The organism is Streptomyces sp. NPDC050658 (assembly GCF_044457025.1).
GTDB lineage: Bacteria > Actinomycetota > Actinomycetes > Streptomycetales > Streptomycetaceae > Streptomyces.
Window position 1 is genome coordinate 370023 of record NZ_JBITGM010000002.1, and the last position, 15494, is coordinate 385516.

Below are 15494 nucleotides of genomic sequence, written 5' to 3' on the forward strand. Positions count from 1 at the left end.
GGGAACCGTGCGGTCACAGCGCGCGGCGTGCCGCCGAGATCCGCACCGGGTCCCAGCCGGGGCGCGGCACGGAGTCCATGAGCAGCCGCGTGTAGGGGTGCCGGGGCTCGCCGAGCACATCGGCGGTGGCGCCTGCCTCGACGACGCGGCCGTGCCGCATGACGATGACGTCGTCGGTGACGGAGCGGACCACGCCGAGGTCGTGGGTGATGAAGAGGTAGCCGATCGCGGTCTCTTCGCGGATCTCGGCGAGCAGATTGAGGATCTGGGCCTGCACGGACACGTCGAGCGCGGCGACCGCCTCGTCGAGGACGAGGACGGCGGGCTCCACGGCGAGGGCCCGCGCGATCGCGACCCGTTGCCGCTGGCCGCCCGAGAGCTGCCCCGGCCGCGCGTCGGCGGCGCGGGTGCCGAGGCCCACCTGGTCCAGGAGTTCCCGTACCCGCGGTGCGTGGTCCCGGCCGGGGAAGTGCAGGCGCAGGGTCTCGCGGAGCACCGACTCGACGCTCGTGCGCGGGTCGAGGGAGAGATACGGGTCCTGGAAGACCATCTGCACCTCGCGGGCACGGGCGAGCCGCCGGGCGCGCCCGCGGACCGTCGCGGGCCTGCGCGTGCCGCCCACGATCACCTCGCCGGAGTCGGCCTGTTCGAGGCCCACGACGATGCGGGCGGTGGTGGTCTTCCCGGACCCTGATTCGCCGACGATGCCGAGGGACCCGCCCCGCGGCAGCACGAAGGACACACCGTCCACGGCGCGTACGGCGCCGAAGGCGCGGCTGAGGCCGACGACCTGGAGGGCGTGCTCCGGCTCCCGCCCGGACTCGGGCGCGGGCTCGGGCTCGGGCTCGGGCTCGGGCGAAGGCTCGGACTCCGGCACGAACGAAGGCTCGGACTCCGGCACGGACGAAGGCTCGGACCGGGGCTCAGACATCGGCGGATCTCCTTTCGAGCCGGTCGGTGTGGTGGCAGGCGGCCCGGTGATCCGGCAGGTCCGGGTCCTGGCGCGGTTCGGGCGCCCGCTCGTCGCACACCTCCGTGGCCAGCAGGCAGCGCGCGGCGAACGGACAGCCCGTCAACTCCGTACGGAGGTCCGGGGGTTGGCCGTCGATGGCGGCGAGCCGTCCGGCGGGCGCGTCCAGGCGCGGGGTCGAGGCGAGCAGGGCTGCCGTGTAGGGGTGCCGGGGGTGCCTGAACAGCGCGTGCGCGGGGCCGCTCTCGGCGATGCGTCCGGCGTACATGACGTACACGCGATCGCTGATCGCCGCGGCCAGGTCGAGGTCGTGCGTGACGAACAACAGCCCTGTCCCGAACCGCTGTTGGAGCCTGCCGAGGAGCGCGACGACCTCCGCCTGGGTGGTGACGTCGAGTGCCGTGGTCGGTTCGTCGGCGAGCAGCAGGGACGGATCGCCCATCAGCGCGGCGGCGATCATGACGCGCTGGAGCATGCCGCCGGAGACCTGGCTCGGATACTTCCGGAGCACGGACGCGTCCACGCCCACCTCGTGGAGGAGTTCGGTCGCGCGGGCGCTCGCGTCGTCCTGGGTCATCGCGCGGGTCAGTACGACGCCCTCGGTGAGGAAGTCGCCGATGCGGCGCAGCGGATTGATGGCGGCGCGCGGGTCCTGGAAGATCATGGCGACGGTTCCGGTCCGCAGGGCGCGCAGCCGCCCGGCGTCCATGGCGAGGACGTCGTCGCCGCCGACGCAGACCCGGCCCTCGGCGCGCGCGCCGGCCGGCAGCAGCCCCAGGGCGCTGCGCGAGGTGAGGGTCTTCCCGGATCCTGACTCGCCGACGAGGGCGACGGTCTCGCCCGCGGCGACGGTCAGGTCGACACCGTCAAGTACCGGCCGTACGGCGCCCGTTGTGGAAAGTGTGATCCGCAGCCCTCGGATGTCGAGCGCGTTCTCGGCCGAGTCACATGGATGTGTCGGTCTCATCAGGCCCTCCTTGCGACACGGTCGGCCCACCGCTCGCCGACCACGTTGAACGCGACGACGGTCAGCACGATGAGGACGCACGGCAGGACCGCGGAGAGCGGATAGCCGTGCTGGACGGCCGTCTGCCCGTCGAAGACCATGCGGCCCCAGTCGGGCGTGAGCGGCGGCACGCCGAGCCCGAGGAACGACAGGCCCGCCAGATCCATCAGCGCGTAGCCGAAGTTGATGGTGGCCTGGGCGAGGACGACCGGGGCGATGTTGGGCAGGACGTGCCGCAGACAGATCTGGAGCGCCGAGTGGCCCTGCACCAAGTAGGCGCTGACATAGGGGCGTTCGCGTTCGGCGAGGACGAGTGAGCGGGTGAGCCGGCTGACGTAGGGGAGGTAGGCGACGGCGAGGGCGATGACCGGGGCGAGCAGTCCTTCGCCGTACACGGAGATGATGAGGATCGCGAGGAGCAGGCCGGGGAAGGCGAAGACCAGTTCGGTGCTGCGGGAGAGCACGGAGTCCAGCCAGCCGCCCCGCCAGGCCGCGGCCGTGCCGACGGCCACTCCGGCGAGCGTGGAGAAGACGACCACGCCGAGCGGGCCGAGCAGTGAGGTGCGGGCGCCGAGGAGCAGCCGGGAGAAGGTGTCACGGCCCGCGGCGTCCACCCCGAGCGGATGCTCGGCGGAGGGTCCGGCGAGCGCGCCGCCCAGGTCGACGGCGTTGGGGTCGTGCGGCGCCACCCAGGGGGCGATCAGCGCGGCGACGACGACGATCCCGACGAGGCCGAGGCAGACGAGATGGAGCGGAGAGCCGACGGCCTTGATCCTGGACAGGCCGGGGCGGCGGGTGAGGACGGCGGTCATGCGGCGGACCCCCTTGAGCCGAGTGTGATCCGCGGGTCGACCAGCGGAAGGAGCAGGTCGACGAGGAGGTTCACGGCCATGAACAGGGCGACGATGATGAGGGAGATGGCCTGGACGGTCGGGAAGTCCTTGGTGGTGGTGGACAGTTCGAGGAGCTGGCCGATGCCGCCGACGCTGAAGGCGGTCTCGACGAGGATCGTGCAGACCAGGAGCGTGGAGATCACGAGTCCGCCGGTGGTGAGGACCGTGCCGAGGGAGTTGCGGAACACATGGCGGCGGATGACCTGGCGTTCGGGTACGCCCCTGCTGCGGGCCACGGTGACATGCTCGCTGTCGAGCGCCTCCAGCATGGCCGAGCGGGTGACGCGGGCCAGCATGCCGATCAGATAGAGGGCGAGCGCGATCGCGGGCAGGGTCAGATGCCAGACCATGTCGACGAAGCCGTCGCCCGCGCCGCCGCTGGGGAACCAGCCCAGTCGTACGGCGAAGAGCCCTTGCAGCAGGACGGCCGCGACGAACGAGGGGGTGCCGACGGCGAACGTCGTGGCGACCAGGACGGCGGAGTCGGTGCGCCCGCCGCGCACGGCGGCGAGCCTGCCCAGGAGCAGACCGGCGATGACGACGACGGCCAGCGCCATCGTGATCAGCAGCAGCGTGGTGGGCAGCCGGTCGGCCAGCAGGCGGGACACGTCGGTGCGGTAGGTGATGGACCGCCCGAAGTCGCCCTGCAGGACATTGCCGAGCCAGGCGAAATAGCGGACGGCGAACGGATCGTCCAGGTGGTACTGGGAGTTGATCGCCGCGATGGCCTCCGGCGAGGCCGAGCGGCCCGAGAGCAGGAAGCTCGCGGGACTGCCCGGCGCCAGATACATCGCGCCGAAGACGACGAACGACGCCACGAACAGGGTGGCGGCCATCTCGGCCACACGCCGCACCGCGAATCTGATGAAGTTCGCGTGGCGTCTGAAGACGCTCAACCGGCTTTTCACGAAGGTCATTTCGCGGCCCCCACATCGGCGGCCCACGGGTGGTACATGTACGAGATGGTCGTCGGGGCGCCCGTGATCCGCTTGTTGAGGAACACGGCGGTGGGCCATTCGGCGACGGGGATCCACAGCAGTTGCCGCGCGGCACGCCGGTGGATGTCCGCCTCGATCTTCAGGCGGCGCTCCGGGTCGTCGACGGCGGTGGCACGGTCGACCAGCTCGTCGTACTTCTTGTCGCTGTGGCCCGCGAAGTTGAGATAGGCGCCGGACTTGAAGTTCGTGAGCAGATCGAGCGGATCGGTGATCGAGTCGTAGTAGGTGAGCGGGAACATGTCGATCCCCTTGCGCGCGCCGGGGTCGGTGAACAGCGCCGTGAACGCGTTGGGCGCGATGGACTTGAGGCGGATGTCGAGGCCGATCCGGGTTCCCGCGTCCTGCACGGCGGTGGCGAGGAGCGAGACGTCCTGCCCGATGGAACTGGTGGCGATGGTCAGCGTCTTGCCGGTGGCGCCGGCCTCCTTGACCAGCTTCTTGGCCCGCGCGATGTCGGGGGCGCCGGGCTTGAGGCCCGCGAAGGCCCGCTTCCTGGTCTGCTCCGACGCGTCCGCCCAGGCGGCCCGGGTGGTGAGCGAGCCGGTGGGGGTGCCACCGCCGCCGAGGCCGACCTGGACGAAGCCGGAGCGGTCGAGCGCCAGGGAGAGCGCCTTGCGGACGCGGAGGTCGCCGAGCGGGCCCCGCATGTTCGTGATGCTGACGTTGACGGTGCTCAGGCCCTCGCCGAAGTACAGCTTGCCGACGCCGCTGCCGCGCAGCCTGGCGTAACTCTCGGTCGGGATCAGATAGCTGCCGTCGGCCTCCCCGCTCAGCAGGGCGTTGGTCCGTGCCGAAGCGTCGGGCAGGAACCGGAAGACGACCTTGCCGGACTTGGCCCTGCGCCCCCAGTAGCCGCCGAAGCGGTCCAGCTCGATCGACTGGCCCTTGTGCCAGGCGCCGAGTTTGAACGGTCCGGTGCAGGCGAGACCGCCGGAGGTGCCGTAGTCCTTGCCCGCCGCCTCGACACCGGACTTGGAGGCGACCACCCCGGCGGCGCTCGCCATGTACTGGGGGAACTGCGAGTCGGGCTTCTTGAGCTTGACGGTGACCTGGAGCGCGCCGGTCTTCCGTACGGAGGTGACGTTCTGGAAGACCTGCGCCCACGCGGCGGCGTTGTCGGGGTCCCGCTGCCGGTTCAGGCTGTGGACCACGTCGTCGGCGGTCATCGTCCCGCCGTTGTGGAAGCGCACGCCCCTGCGCAGGTCGTAGACCCAGGTGGTGGCGTCGGGATGCGACGCCCTGCGGGCGAGGCCCGGCTCGGTGGTGAGCTTCGGGGTCCAGCGCATGAGGCTCTCGCACACGTTGGAGAGGACCATGTTCTGCGGGTAGTCGAACGCCACCGTGTAGTCGAGCGTGGGCGGTTCGGCGTACAGGGCCCAGGTGAAGGAGTCGATCTCGCCCTTGGCCCGGGGAGTGGAGGCGGACAGGGCGAAGGGGATGCCGGAGGCGTTCCTCGGCGGCCCCGCGCAGGCGGCCAGCATGGCGAACGAGGCCAGGACGGCGGTCATGGCCGTCCCGGCGGCGAACCGCTGGCGCTGACTGCGCCGCTCGGTGGGCCGCGCGTCTGTAGTGGTCATGGGGACGCTCACCGGCTCGTCAGGCCGTGGGACGGATCGCGGTCACGGTCGCTGGGGCGGTCGCGGGAATCTGCTGGGTGATGCAGTGCACGCCCCCGCCTCCGTACGCGATGGCCGCCGCCCGCACGCCGACGACCTTGCGGCCGGGGTGCGCCGCCGCGATCACCGCGAGGGCCTCGTCGTCCTCGGGCGCCCCGGCGACCGGGACGACCACACCCCCGTTGGCGATGTAGTAGTTGAGGTACGACACCTCGACCGCGGCGCCCGCCACATCGGCGTACGCGGTCTGGGGAACGTCCACGATCTCCAGCGGCCGCCCCTTGGCGTCGGTGGTCACCTCAAGCACCGCGCGATTGGCGCGCATGCGGGCGTAGTCGGGGTGTGCCGGGTCATCGGGCAGCGACACGACGACCTTGCCGGGGGCGGCGAACGCGCAGACCCCGTCGACGTGCCCGTCCGTCTCGGTGTCGAGCAGCCCGCCGTACGGCAGCCAGACGACCTTGGTGACACCGAGCCGCGCCTTCAGCTCGGCCTCGATCTCGTCCCGGCTCATGCCCGGATTGCGGTTCGGGTGGAGCAGACACTGCTCGGTGGTGATCAGCGTGCCCTCGCCGTCGACGGTGATCGAACCGCCCTCCAGGATCATGTCGGAGGGGATGCGCTCGCCGCCGAGACGGTCGATCAGGAGGGCGCTGACGCGGTCGTCGGCGTCGTACGGGTGGTGCTTTGCGCCCCAGGCGTTGAAGCGGAAGTCGACGCCGGCGCGGTTGCCGTCCCCGTCGAGCACGAACAGCGGGGCGCTGTCGCGGAACCACGAGTCGTCCAGGGGCAGTTCGACGACGTTGACCTCGTCACCGCACCAGCTGCGGGCGTCGTCGCCGTGCCCGGGCGGGGCGACCATGGTGACCGGCTCGAACTCCGCGATGGCGCGGGCGACTCGGGCGTACTCTCCCTTGACTTGGTCGAGCACGCTCTCCCACAGGTCCACGCGGGTGGGCCAGGCCATCAGACAGCCCTCGTGCTCGGACCATTCGGCGGGCATACGGAACTCGGTCATGAGGTGTCTCTCTTCGTGCTGGAGGGGACGACAGGGAACAGATTGTGACTGAAGATTCAGTCAGGTCTCACGCCAAAAGAAGAATCAGAAGAAGGGTCACAAGAAGTACAGGCGGTTCAGGGAGACTTCCTGCGCGGGTTCGGAGCGCAGGGGCGCCCCGTCGAGCGTGACCAGGCCGGTCCCCGCGTCGACCTGGACGTCCCCGAGGCGGGTGTTGCCGACCATGTCGGCGGGGCCGATGCCGCGCGTTCCGCGCACGGCGACGCGGCGCCGACGGGTGGTCATCGTGTCGTTGCCCTGGTCGACGGCGGCCTGGGCGACAAATGCCACGGAGATTTCGGCGGGGGTCGCGCCGTGAGCGCCGAACAGCGGGCCCAGGACGAGGGGTTCGCAGCTGTCGGTGGCGGCATTGGGATCCCCGGTGACCCCGTAGGCGGGAAAGCCGGACTTGAGGACCATCTGCGGCTTGGCACCGAAGAAGGGCGGCCGCCAGAGCACGATGTCCGCCATCTTGCCGACCTCGATGGAGCCGACCTCGTAGGCCAGGCCGTGCGCGATGGCGGGGTTGATGGTCAGCTTGGCGATGTAGCGCAGGACACGCGCGTTGTCGTCGTCCGGGCCATCACCGTCCATCGGACCCAGCTCGGCCTTCATCTTCCCGGCCATGGCGAAGGTACGGCGTACGGTCTCACCGGCCCGCCCCATGCCCTGCGCGTCCGATGAGGTGATGCCGATGGCGCCCAGGTCATGCAGCACGTCCTCCGCGCCCATCGTCCCGGCACGGATGCGGTCCCGCGCCATCGCGGCGTCGCCCGGCAGGTCCGTCTTCAGGTCGTGGACCGAGACGATCATCCCGTAATGCTCGGCGACGGCATCACGCCCGAAGGGAAGCGTCGGGTTCGTGGAAGACCCGATGACGTTCGGGACACCCGCCATCTTCAACACGTTCGGTACGTGCCCACCACCACACCCCTCGATGTGGAAGGCGTGAATCGTCCGCCCCTCCAGCACCTTCAGGGTGTCCTCGACCGACAGGCACTCGTTCAACCCGTCGCTGTGCAGCGCGACTTGGACGTCATGCTCCTCGGCCACCCGCAGCGCGGTATCCAACGCCCGCGTGTGCGCGCCGAGATCCTCGTGCACCTTGAAGCCGCAGGCCCCGCCATCGGCGAGCGCCTCGACGAGGGGTGCGGAGTCCGAGGACGAACCCCGGCCCAGGAAGCCGATGTTGACGGGCCAGGCGTCGAAGGCGTTGAACCCGAGCTTCAGCGCCCAGGGCGAGTTGACCCCGACACCCCAGCTCGGTCCGATCTCCTGGCCGATGATCGTGGTGACACCGGAGGCCAGCGAGGCCTCCATGATCCGCGGCGACAGCAGATGGACGTGGGTGTCGATGGCGCCTGCGGTCGCGATGAGCCCCTCGCCGGAGACGATCGTCGTGCCGGTGCCGACCACGACGTCGACCCCATCGAGCGTGTCCGGGTTACCGGCCCGCCCGATCGCATGGATGCGGCCTTCCCGGATGCCGATGGACACCTTGCGGATGCCCTGCACCGCGTCGATGACCAGGACGTTGCTGATCACGACATCACAGGTCTCGCGGACCGCGGCGGCCTTCAGGTGCAGCCCGTCGCGGGCCGTCTTGCCGAAGCCGGCCAGGAACTCGTCGCCGTACGCCTGAGAATCCGACTCCACCCGGACCGTGAGCCCCGAGTCGCCGAGCCGGACGCGGTCCCCGGCACGTGGGCCGTGCACCGTGGCGTACTCCTGCGCGTCGATGTGCCGGCTGCCCGGCGCGCAGTGATCGCTGTGCCGGAGGTGTGTCGCGGGCCTGCTCATGCCGTCGCTCCTTCCGGCTCACGGACGGGCGTGGCACCCAAGTAGCCGCAGGCCGCCGCCTTGTGCAGGGCCGCCTGCCGTGCGCCCGGCGCGTCCAGCGGTCCGTCCACGAGGCCCGCGAAGCCGATCGCGATCCGGGCGCCGCCGATCGGCAGCAGCCCGACCTGGACGGTCTCGCCCGCGCCGAAGCGGGTGGACGAGCCGGTGGGTACCGCGAGGCGCATGCCGTACGCGGCGGCCCGGTCGAAGTCGAGCCGGGGGTTGGCCTCGAAGAAGTGGAAGTGGGACGTGACGCTGACCGGCACGGCGGCGGTGTTGCGCACGGTCAGCGTCACGACCGGTTCGGGGGTCGCGGCGGTCTCGGACAGCGGGAGTACGGCGCCGGGCGCGTCGTCGCTCCTGGACCATTCGCCGAACGGGTCGCTGACGGCGGCGAGCCGTGTGCCGTCGTCGAAGACGGCCTCGACCTGGATCTCGGTGAGCACGTCGGCGACGCCCGGCAGGACGTCGTCGGGACCGAGGACGGTCCGGCCGCGCTCGACGGCTTCGGCGAGCCGCACGCCGTCCCGCGCCGCCTCGCAGACGGTGTCCGCTATCAGCGCGGTGGCTTCCGGGACATTGAGCCGGAGTCCCCGCGCATGCCGGGCCCGCGCCAGCTCGGCGGCGGTGAACAGCAGCAGTCGGTCACGTTCGGTGGGGGTCAGAGGCATGGGTTCATTCCTCGCTCCGGGAGGTTCAGCAGGGCCCAGGCCTCGACTTTCGGAGGCGGGCAGCAAAATCACTGTGGCACTGACTGAATTTTCAGTCAAGAGCTGTGACATGAGGAGACCACGAGCAAATGAACAGAGGAGACCGCGAGTAAAGGGACAAAGGGGCGCGGGCCGCCCGGCGGCGACGGCCCTACTTCTCCCGCAGCAGCGCCAGCTCCGCGTCGATCGCGCCCCGCATCAGATCCCGCGCGTGATCGATCTGCAGTCCTCCGCTGAGCCAGCGCATGCTGAGCCCTTCGAGCAGCGCGGTCAGCCGCTCGCCGGCGGCGGCCAGGGCGGGCGCGGGAGTCATCGGCTGGACCTGGCCGAGGAGGCCCGCCACCTCCTGCACCCACACCAGGGTCGCCCGGGCGAGGTCCTCCCGCAGCACCTCGTCGAAGACGGCGCTGGCCCGCAGCTCGCCCCAGGCGGAGCTGTTCTCCCTGACCTCCGGGGTGTCCTGCAGTTCCAGGAGCAGGATCTGGTCCAGCTCCTCGCGCGGCTCCAGCGGTTCGGCGCTCTCCAGCTGACCGGTCGTGTAGCGCTCGGCACGGTCGTTGATGAACTCGAGCGTGTGGCGCAGGATCCCGGTGCGGTCCTTGAAGTGGTAGTAGATCAACCCGGTCGAGACCCCCGCCTCGGCCGCGAGTTCTTCGACGCGCAGGCCGCGGACCCCGCGTCGGGCGATGAGCCGTGCGGCCGCTTCGAGGATCTGTGTAGTGCGAGGCGCCATGAGTCCGAACCCTACCGGGCCGCCCCCGGCCCGGTGATCTCGGGCGACCGGTGGCCGAGAGCGATGGCGTGGCGGCCGGACGACCTCGCGTCAGCCACTTCTGTGGTGCCGGCTCATGACGACCGTGACGGGGCCTTCGCCGGGCACGGCCTCCAGCAGCCGCACGATGACGACGCTCTTCCCGTCCGGGCTCCGGACGCAGAAGGGGCGCTCCTCTGCCAGGTCCTCGTACGGAAGTTCCGTCACCGGCTCCGTCTCGATGCCGCGTACGCAGTCGGCGGGGCTCAGGACGTATCCGGCGGCCACGAAGGCGTCGCTGTCGTCGGGCAGGACGAACTCGCCGTCGGCCACCTCGAGATACCAGGCGGCGGTCTCGGCCGGGACGACCTTCCCCGCGGTGAGATCGAACTCGTAGTCCGGGTCGGGGGCGGTGAGTTCGGCGTCCGCGTAGTCCGGCACGTACACGGGATCGGACGAGGGCGAGGCGGAGGGCGAGGGAGACGAGGAGGCGGAGCGGGACGGGCGCGACGAGGGCGTCTTGGCCTCTCCGGAGGCGTCCGAGGAACCGCGGTTCGCGCCCTTGCGATGCTCCAGTACGTAGTACGCGCCACCTCCGACGACCGCGAGGGCCAAGACCACCGACAGGGCCACGGCCCACCGCCGCCGCCTGGTCCGGCGGCCGCGGCGCGGCACCGGATCGGTGCCGTCATTGCCGGTGTCGAGGGAAGTCGGCGTGGCGGTCACCGCCGCGAGCGTCGGCTGGGCATGGACCTGCCCCGGCCGCACCCGCCCCCGCTCGCCGTGCGCCGCGACCTCGCTGCTGACGTCGTACGGCAGCCAGCCCTCGGTGAACTCCGGCTGTGCCCCGACGGCGGGATGGGCGCGCACGGCGTCGATCAGCTCGCTCGGGGCGGGCCGGTCCTCGGGACGCTTGGCGAGGCAGCGGCGCAGCAGGGGGTACAGATCGGCGGGAACCATCGACAGGTCCGGCTCCTCGTGGACCACCCGGTACAGCGCGGCGGACTCGGGTCCGCCGCCGAAGGGGAGCACTCCCCCGGCCACGTACGCGGCGAGCGCGCCGAGGGCGAAGACGTCGGTCGCCGGGGTCACCGCCTGGCCCGTCGCCTGCTCCGGGGCCATGTAGGCGGCGGTGCCGATCCGCAGGCCGGTGCCGGTGAGGCCGGTGGCGTCGGCCGCGCGGGCGATGCCGAAGTCGATGACGCGGGGGCCGTCCTCGGCGAGCAGTACGTTCGCCGGCTTGAGGTCCCGGTGCACGACGCCCGCCCAGTGGATGGCCTGCAGCGCCTCGGCGACACCGGCGACGAGCAGCAGCACCGTGCGCACCGGCAGCGGGCCGTACCGCTCGACCACCTGCTGCAGGGAGGGGCCGGGGACGTACGCGGTGGCCAGCCACGGTGTGGGGGCGTCCACGCCCGAGTCGACCACCTGGGCGGTGAACAGGCCGTGGATGCTGCGGGCGCTGGCCACCTCGTCGGCGAACCGGCGGCGGAACTCCGGGTCGGCGGCGAATTCGTCCCGCACCACCTTCAGGGCGATGGGCCGCCCGCCCGGCGTGTGGGCCAGGTAGACGATGCCCATCCCGCCGGCGCCGAGCCGGGCGTGTAGGCGGTAGCCGCCGATCTCGCGGGGATCGTCGGGCGACAGGAGGGCATGGGCGGACTGCGCCCGAGGCTGTGTGGACATGCGTGGCTCTTTCGGGGAGAGGGGCGGCCGTCCGTGGGCACCCGGAGATCGATCGTGCAGCCTACTGAAGTTTCAGTCAATATATGACTGTACGAGACGGAACCGAGCCACGGCACATGAGCAGCCGTGGCACACGAGGAGGGGACGACGTTGGGGGCGGACCGGAGAACGGCCATCCTGAAGGCGGCGGCACGGGTCATCGCTCGACGCGGGGTCCGCGGGCTCCGCGTGTCGGAGATCGCCGACGAGGCAGGTGTCTCCACCGCACTCGTCTACTACCACTTCAAGGATCGCGCGGGCATCCTGCACCGGACCATGGAGTTCATCAGCGACCGGGCGGAGCGCTACACCGCGGGGGACACGGACCCCTGTCCCGACCCCCGGGGCGAGTTGGAGCGCTCCCTGCTCCTGGAGTTCCAGGACCGGCCCGAGGTGCGCGAGAACAGTACGGCGTGGGGCGAGTTGCGGGCCACCGCGGTCTTCGACCCGGAGCTGCGGGACGCGCTGGCCGAGGCCCGCCGGATCTGGGTCGGCGAGCTCACCGACATCCTCGGGCGCATCCACGCGGCCGCGCCGGCCGCCGCCCTGACCGCGTCCGCCGAGCGGCTCACCGCGGCACTGGAGGGCCTGAGCATGCGGTGGCTCAGCGAGGTCCTCTCCCTGGCGCACGCCCGCGAGCTGATGGGCGAGGCGATCACGGTGGAGCTGGCGCAGCTGGGGCGTGCCGTGCGCGCGTAGCCGGTGCGCGGCGCGGGCGCGGCGGGCACACCACCGGCATCTTTGACTGAATTTTCAGTTTGTGTCAGAGTCGAGTCAGCGAGAGAGCGAGCGGCCCCGTCCGCATCGCGCCGCACCCTTCACGTGTCAGGCCCTCCCCTGTGGCCCTCGCTCGTCGAGCGCCATGCCGCACAGACGGCTAGCTTGATCCCCATCACAGTGATCGGAGTTCACCGTGTCTCCCTTTCTCCCCTCCCGCCGCTCCGCCCTGCGCACCTTCGCCGGCATCAGCGCCGCCGTCCTCGGCGCCTCGGCGTGCGGGCCCGACGACCTGACGCAGGCCGCGAGCGCCGGGGGCGACCCGGACGCCAAGGGCCTGCGCATGGGTGCCGAGTGGGAGAGCCACGCGCGCACCTTCATGTCGTGGCCCGCCCTGGAGTCGGTGTGGGGCGAGGACCTGCGCTACGTACGCGAGGACATCGCGGGCATCGCCCGCGCGATCGGTGAGTACGAGTACGTCGTCATGATGGCGCGGCCCGATCAGCAGAAGGCCGCCCAGAAGGCCTGCGGGCGTGACGTCGAGGTCATCCCGCTGGCCGTCGACGACCTGTGGGCCCGCGACACGGTGCCGGTCTTCGTGGAGCAGGACGGCGACGTCATCGGCGTCGACTTCAACTTCAACGGCTGGGGCAACAAGCAGCAGCACGCCAACGACGGCAAGGTGGCCCGCAACGTCCTGGCCGAGTACGACATCCCGCGCAGGAAGGCGCCGCTGGTCGCCGAGGGCGGCTCCTTCGAGACGGACGGCGAGGGCACGCTCCTCATCACCGAGAGCTCGATCGTCAACGACAACCGCAACCGCGGGAAGAGCAAGGACCAGATCGAGGACGAGCTCAAGAAGACCCTCGGCATCAAGAAGGTCATCTGGCTCAAGGGCGTACGCGGCCAGGACATCACCGACGCGCACGTGGACAGCCTCGTCCGCTTCACCGCGCCCGGTGTCGTGCTCCTGGACCGGGCGCACCCCGACACGCCCGCCGACTCCTGGTCGCGCGCGGCCGACCAGGCGAAGTCCGTGCTGAGCAAGGCGACGGACGCCAAGGGCCGCCCCTTCGAGGTCATCGACCTGCCGCAGCCGGACCTGTACGAGATCACCGGCGAGGGCGACGACTTCGTGTCCACGTACGCCAACTTCTACGTCGCCAACGACTCCGTCTTCATCCCCAGGTTCGGCGACCGCAAGGCCGACAAGCGCGCCAAGAGCATCCTCCAGGAGCACTTCCCCAAGCGCGACGTCGTACAGATCCCGATCGACACGATCGCCTCCGGTGGCGGCGGCATCCACTGCTCCACCCACGACCAGCCCGGCAAGCCGGTCGACTGACCCCGGCCCGCCCCGAGAACGACTGCGGTGATCATGCGACGCCTCCCCCCGAACCGCGGCAGGCTGCTGCTCGCGTGCCTCGTCCTGCTCGCGGTGGGGGCCGCCGCGGCCATCGGGGTCTGGCTGCAGTTCGGCGAGCGCCAGGACCTGGACACCCGGTACCGCGCGGGCGACGCGGCCCCCGACCGGGTGGACATCGAGGCGTCGGTCCAGCGGGTCGACGCCTCGGGGCGGGAACTGGTCCTGCGGGTCCTGGTCACACCACGCGGCGGCCTGGCGGAGGCGGGCGGCATCTCACCGGCGCAGACCCTCACCCTGCAGACGTCGTCCTCGGTCCGCGGCGACCTCACCTTCCCGGCGCACAGCCGGATCGCGACCGTGGACGTGCCCGTCACCCTGACGGGCGGATCGATCACGGACTACCCCTTCGACGCCTATGGGACGGAGCTGGAGTTCGGCGCCGTCCAGGGCGGCGAGACCGTTCCCGTCCGGATGACGCTGCGCAACAACGACGCGCTGTTCTCGGCCGTGGTCGACGCGTCCGAGGTGGACGACGTCGCGGTGTTCACCGTCGACATGGCGCGCTCGACCAGCGTCCTGATCTTCGCGGTGTTCATGATGGCCGCCATGTGGGCGCTGGCCGTCTCCGTGCTCATCGGCGCCTGGTTCCTCGTCAGCCGCCGCAAGGGCCTGACGTGGCCCGCGCTCGGCTGGATGGCCGCCACGCTCTTCGCCCTGGCCGCCTTCCGCAACACCGCTCCCGGCGCTCCGCCCATCGGCTCGCTGCTCGACTACATCGCCTTCCTCTGGGCCGAGACGCTCGTCGCGTTCTCCCTCGTCACCGTGGCCGTCATGGGGATGCGGGCGGAGGCGGATGCGTCACGGGCGGTCGAGGAACCTCCGCCCGCGTAGCGGCCGGGGCGCGGGCCTCAGCTCTCCCCATGCGCGGCGCGGTACTCCGTAGGTGACTGTCCGACCAGACGGCGGAAGCGGCGGGAGAAGTACAGCGGGTCCGGGTAGCCGACGCGCTGCGCCACGTGGGCGACGGCGAAGGAGGAGACCTCAAGGAGTTCTCTGGCGGCCGCGATCCGCTGCTGCTCGACGTAGGCCATCACGCCGAGGCGGAGGTGCCGGGCGAACAGACGGGAAAGCCGCGACGCCGACACCCCCGCGACGGCGGCCAGCGAAGGCACGCTGTGCGGTGCGTCGAGGCGGGCGCTGACGTGTTCCACGACCGCGAGGACCCGTGGGTCGAGCCGGTCGCCGTGCGGGCGCTGCATGTCGCACCAGAGCAGCGCCTCCTCCACGGCGTTCATGCCGAACAGGGCCGCGTTGCGCATCCGGCCGTGATGGAACGTGACGGCCCTGGACAGGGCCGCCGCGACCCGGCCCGCCACCTCGGGCGACAGGTCCAGCCGCCGGACGCCGGGAGCGGCCTGCGGCCAGTCCAGCAGCCCCAGCCAGCTCGGGCGCGGGTGCAGGTGGACCCAGAGGAGTTCCCAGCCCTCGGCTTCAGGGGCCGTGCCGTAGTCGTGCGGTGTCCGGGGCGCGAGGGACACCACCGAGTGCCGTCCGACGACCAGATCCGGCCCCGACCGGACGCCGATCCGTCCGCTGCCGTCGACGGTGAGGATCAGCAGCCAGTCCGAGGTGCCGTGCGGCCGACGGGTCGCGTAGTCGCCGCCCATGGCGAAGCGGCCGGGCAGCAGACGGTCCACCTCCGGCGGCTGTGCGTCCCGGCGGCCCGGCAGTTGTGCGTCCCGGCCGTCCGGCGGTCGTGCGTCCCGGTCGTCCGGCGGTCGTGCCTCCCGGCCGTCCGGCGGCCAGGAGTCCGCGTCGCGCTCCGTTCGTGCCATGGCGACAGGAT

14 protein-coding genes are annotated in these 15494 nt (G+C 71.4%); 3 read left to right on the top strand and 11 right to left on the bottom strand.

What is annotated here, in order from left to right; all coding sequences use genetic code 11:
* Positions 1-13: 13 nt before the first annotated feature.
* The 10 genes from ACIBKX_RS08595 to ACIBKX_RS08640 all read right to left on the bottom strand — a co-directional run bounded on the left by ACIBKX_RS08595 (position 14) and on the right by ACIBKX_RS08640 (position 11526).
* Complete coding sequence (locus tag ACIBKX_RS08595; protein ID WP_363271156.1) at positions 14-931, bottom strand: ATP-binding cassette domain-containing protein; 918 nt, start codon at positions 929-931, stop codon at positions 14-16.
* Positions 924-1937, bottom strand: a complete 1014-nt coding sequence (locus ACIBKX_RS08600) for an ABC transporter ATP-binding protein (RefSeq protein WP_363271157.1) — start codon at positions 1935-1937, stop codon at positions 924-926. Before ACIBKX_RS08600 ends, ACIBKX_RS08595 begins: the two co-directional genes overlap by 8 nt.
* The gene (locus tag ACIBKX_RS08605) at positions 1937-2788 is read right to left on the bottom strand and encodes an ABC transporter permease (protein WP_363271158.1); all 852 of its coding nucleotides are present in this window, start codon (positions 2786-2788) and stop codon (positions 1937-1939) included. Before ACIBKX_RS08605 ends, ACIBKX_RS08600 begins: the two co-directional genes overlap by 1 nt.
* A complete protein-coding gene (locus ACIBKX_RS08610; protein WP_363271159.1) occupies positions 2785-3786 on the bottom strand; it encodes an ABC transporter permease in 1002 nt (333 codons plus the stop codon). Before ACIBKX_RS08610 ends, ACIBKX_RS08605 begins: the two co-directional genes overlap by 4 nt.
* Complete coding sequence (locus tag ACIBKX_RS08615; RefSeq protein ID WP_363271160.1) at positions 3783-5444, bottom strand: ABC transporter substrate-binding protein; 1662 nt, start codon at positions 5442-5444, stop codon at positions 3783-3785. The genes ACIBKX_RS08610 and ACIBKX_RS08615 overlap by 4 nt, the downstream gene beginning before the upstream one ends.
* A gap of 19 nt (positions 5445-5463) precedes the next feature.
* Positions 5464-6501 (bottom strand): agmatine deiminase family protein, encoded by a 1038-nt coding sequence (locus tag ACIBKX_RS08620; RefSeq protein WP_363271161.1) that lies wholly within the window; start codon positions 6499-6501, stop codon positions 5464-5466.
* Between the two features lie 96 nt (positions 6502-6597).
* Positions 6598-8340 carry an urease subunit alpha gene (locus ACIBKX_RS08625; RefSeq protein ID WP_399375691.1) on the bottom strand — a complete coding sequence of 581 codons (1743 nt, stop codon included), beginning with the start codon at positions 8338-8340 and terminating at the stop codon, positions 6598-6600.
* Positions 8337-9050 carry an urease subunit gamma gene (gene ureA, locus ACIBKX_RS08630; protein ID WP_363277015.1) on the bottom strand — a complete coding sequence of 238 codons (714 nt, stop codon included), beginning with the start codon at positions 9048-9050 and terminating at the stop codon, positions 8337-8339. The genes ACIBKX_RS08625 and ureA overlap by 4 nt, the downstream gene beginning before the upstream one ends.
* 190 nt (positions 9051-9240) lie before the next feature.
* Entirely contained in the window at positions 9241-9822 is a 582-nt protein-coding gene (locus tag ACIBKX_RS08635; protein WP_363277014.1) for a TetR/AcrR family transcriptional regulator, read from the bottom strand.
* A 90-nt stretch (positions 9823-9912) separates the two neighbouring features.
* On the bottom strand, positions 9913-11526 hold the full coding sequence (locus ACIBKX_RS08640; protein WP_363277013.1) for a serine/threonine-protein kinase: 1614 nt from the start codon (positions 11524-11526) through the stop codon (positions 9913-9915).
* 126 nt (positions 11527-11652) lie between these two features.
* Between ACIBKX_RS08640 and ACIBKX_RS08645 the strand changes: the two genes are divergently transcribed.
* The 3 genes from ACIBKX_RS08645 to ACIBKX_RS08655 all read left to right on the top strand — a co-directional run bounded on the left by ACIBKX_RS08645 (position 11653) and on the right by ACIBKX_RS08655 (position 14539).
* On the top strand, positions 11653-12264 hold the full coding sequence (locus tag ACIBKX_RS08645) for a helix-turn-helix domain-containing protein (protein WP_363277011.1): 612 nt from the start codon (positions 11653-11655) through the stop codon (positions 12262-12264).
* Between the two features lie 214 nt (positions 12265-12478).
* A complete protein-coding gene (locus ACIBKX_RS08650) occupies positions 12479-13627 on the top strand; it encodes an agmatine deiminase family protein (RefSeq protein ID WP_363277010.1) in 1149 nt (382 codons plus the stop codon).
* A 33-nt stretch (positions 13628-13660) separates the two neighbouring features.
* Entirely contained in the window at positions 13661-14539 is an 879-nt protein-coding gene (locus tag ACIBKX_RS08655; RefSeq protein ID WP_363277009.1) for a DUF4436 family protein, read from the top strand.
* A gap of 17 nt (positions 14540-14556) precedes the next feature.
* Here the strand turns inward: ACIBKX_RS08655 and ACIBKX_RS08660 are convergent, their stop codons facing one another.
* Entirely contained in the window at positions 14557-15483 is a 927-nt protein-coding gene (locus ACIBKX_RS08660) for a helix-turn-helix domain-containing protein (RefSeq protein WP_363277008.1), read from the bottom strand.
* Between the last annotated feature and the right edge of the window lie 11 nt (positions 15484-15494).